This window comes from Rhizobacter sp. P2_H2, from assembly GCF_056403375.1.
Genome location: NZ_JBFUFP010000700.1, coordinates 1 through 2941, shown reverse-complemented (window position 1 = coordinate 2941; position 2941 = coordinate 1). Strand labels below are relative to the sequence as shown.

General features: G+C 69.1%; 3 protein-coding genes. All 3 read right to left on the bottom strand.

Annotated elements, in window-relative coordinates:
- A partial coding sequence (locus tag AC1D15_RS24900) for an NAD-dependent succinate-semialdehyde dehydrogenase (protein WP_477828085.1) occupies positions 1 to 1170 on the bottom strand: 1170 nt, incomplete at its 3' end.
- A gap of 25 nt (positions 1171 to 1195) precedes the next feature.
- A complete protein-coding gene (locus AC1D15_RS24895; protein WP_477828084.1) occupies positions 1196 to 2020 on the bottom strand; it encodes an ABC transporter permease in 825 nt (274 codons plus the stop codon).
- Positions 2017 to 2941 (bottom strand): ABC transporter permease (locus tag AC1D15_RS24890; protein WP_477828083.1); only part of this gene is annotated, 925 nt, incomplete at its 5' end. The genes AC1D15_RS24895 and AC1D15_RS24890, both read right to left, overlap by 4 nt.

The following is a 2941-nucleotide window of genomic DNA, read 5'->3' as shown; positions in this document are numbered from 1 at the left end:
CGAGGAGACCTTCGGCCCGGTGGCGCCCGACAGCACCGTCGGCTCGAAGAAGCGCGTGCCGAACCGGTGCCCGCCGGTCACCAGCGTCGCGCCCTTCGCGGTCGCGTCGGCCACGTGCCGCTCGATCTTCTCGATCGCCGCGTCGTCGATCATCGGCCCCTGCGTCACGCCGGCCTCGAAGCCGTTGCCCACTTTGATCGTCTTCGTCTTCTCGGCCAGCTTGGCGACGAACGCGTCGTACACGCCGTCCTGCACGTACAGCCGGTTCGCGCAGACGCAGGTCTGGCCGGCATTGCGGTACTTGCTGGCGAGCGCCCCCTCGACCGCGCTGTCGAGGTCGGCATCGTCGAACACGATGAACGGCGCATTGCCGCCCAGCTCCAGCGACAGCTTCTTGATCGTCGGCGCGCACTGCTTCATCAGGATGCGGCCGACCTCGGTCGAGCCGGTGAACGACAGGTGGCGCACCTGATCGCTCTCGCACAGCACCTTGCCCACCGCGATGGAGTTCTCGCCGTCGGCCGTCACGACGTTCAGCACGCCCGGCGGCATGCCGGCGCGCTGCGCCAGTTCGGCCACGGCCAGCGCCGACAGCGGCGTCTGCTCGGCCGGCTTGATCACCACCGGGCAGCCGGCGGCCAGCGCCGGCGCGACCTTGCGCGTGATCATCGCGATCGGGAAATTCCACGGCGTGATCGCCGCGCACACGCCCACCGGCTGCTTGATCACCAGGTAGCGCTTGCCGTTGTCGGTGGTCGGGATGGTCTCGCCGTAGACACGGCGCGATTCCTCGGCGAACCACTCGATGAAGCTGGCGCCGTAGCCGACCTCGCCCTTCGCCTCGGCCAGCGGCTTGCCCTGCTCGGCCGTCATGATGCGCGCCAGGTCGTCGGCGTTCGCCATCAGCAGCTGGAACCACTTCATCAGGATCGCCGCGCGCTCCTTCGCGGTCTTGCCGCGCCAGGCCGGCCAGGCCTGGTTCGCGGCGGCCACGGCGGCCTGCGTCTCGGCCGCGCCCAGGTTCGCCACGTCGACGAGCTTCCGGCTCGTGGCCGGGTCGGTCACGTCGAAGCGGGCGCTGCCGGCCACCCACTCGCCGCCGATCAATGCGTGCGTCTTCAGCAGGCCGGGGTCCTTCAGCGTGGAAAGCGGGGAGGTCTTCATGTCCATGGAGGTCGTCCTTTCGTGGAATCGATCAGCGCTTGCGCCCGCGCAGCCACTCCAGCACGAGCAGCAGCCCGGTCGTGAAGAGGATCAGCAGCGTCGCGACGGCGGCGATCGTCGGCGTGATGTTCTCGCGGATGCCGGTGAACATCTGGCGCGGCAGCGTCACCTGTTCCGGGCCGGCGAGGAAGAGCGTCACCACGACCTCGTCGAACGAGGTCGCGAACGCGAACAGCGCGCCGGAAATGACGCCCGGCGCGATCACCGGCAGCGTGATGCGGAAGAAGGTGCGCAGCGGCGTTTCGCCCAGGCTCAGGCTCGCGCGCACCAGGTTGTTGTTGAAGCCCTGCAGCGTGGCCAGCACGGTGGTCAGCACGAACGGCGCACCGAGCGCGGCATGCACGATGATCAGCGCGGTGTAGCTGTCGCCGAGCCCGATGTTGGCGAAGAACAGGTAGGTGCTGACGCCGACGACCACGATCGGCACCACCATCGGCGCGATCAGCAGGCTCATCAGCAGGCCCTTGAACGGGAAGTCGGTGCGCGCGAGGCCCACCGCGGCCAAGGTGCCGAGCACGGTCGCGATCACGGTGGCGGCGGGCGCGACGATGAAGCTGTTCTTCGCGGCGCGCGCCCACTCGGCCGACGTGAAGAGGTTCTGGTACCACTTCAGCGACCAGCCGGGGATCGGGTAGGCCAGGAACGAGCTGTCGCTGAACGACAGCGGGATGATCACGAGGATCGGCAGCAGCAGGAAGGCCAGCACGCCGGCGCAGGCCGCGCGCACCGCCCACCAGCCGGCCTTGTCGAGCGGCGTCGCGTACGCGGGAAAGAGGGGCAGTGCGGGCAGTTTCATCCGAGGCTCAGTTCCGACTTCACGACGCGACGGTACACGGCATAGAGAACCAGCGTCGCCGTCAGCAGCAAGGCACCGAGCCCGCAGGCCATGCCCCAGTTGATGTTCACGTTGGTGTACTGCGCGATGTAGTAGCTGAGCATCTGGTCGTCCGCGCCGCCGAGCAGTGCCGGCGTCACGTAGTAGCCGATCGACAGGATGAACACCAGCAGCGCGCCGGCGCCGATGCCCGGGAAGGTCTGCGGCACGTAGACGCGGAAGAACGCCGCCAGCGGTGCACTGCCGAGCGACACCGCGGCACGCAGGTAGGTGGCCGGCACGCTCTTCATCACGCTGTACAGCGGCAGGATCATGAAGGGCAGCAGGATGTGCGTCATCGCGATCACGACGCCCAGCCGGTTGAACAGCAGCGGCAGCGGCTCGTCGACCAGGCCGAGCCCCATCAGGCTGCGGTTGACCAGCCCCTGCGACTGCAGCAGCACGATCCAGGCCGCCACGCGCACCAGGATGGAGGTCCAGAACGGCACCAGCACCAGGATCATCAGCACGTTGGCGCGGCGTGCCGGCAAGGTCGACAGCCACCACGCGAGCGGGTAGCCGAGCAGCAGGCAGCACAGCGTGACGACCGCGCTGATCGCGAAGGTGCGGCCCAGGATGCGGGCGAATGCGCGCTGGTCCTCGGGCATGCGCTCGACGTGGCCGGTCGCGTCGCGGCGCAGGTCGACGGCGGCGAGCAGGTAGTCGGGCGTCCAGCGCGAGCCGTTCTTCGCGATCGCCTGCCAGTAGCGCGGCTCGCCCCAGCGTTCGTCGAGGGCGAGCAGTTTCGCCTTCACCTGGGCGGGCTCGCCGGCGCCTTCGAGCGGCAGCGCACGGTAGGCGCCCATCACCAGCGAACGCGCGCCGGCCGCATCGCTGTTGAGC

Excerpts from the sequence above, each read along its gene's own strand:
- AC1D15_RS24895 (WP_477828084.1), bottom strand. The coding sequence starts at position 2,020 with ATGAAACTGCCCGCACTGCCCCTCTTTCCCGCGTACGCGACGCCGCTC.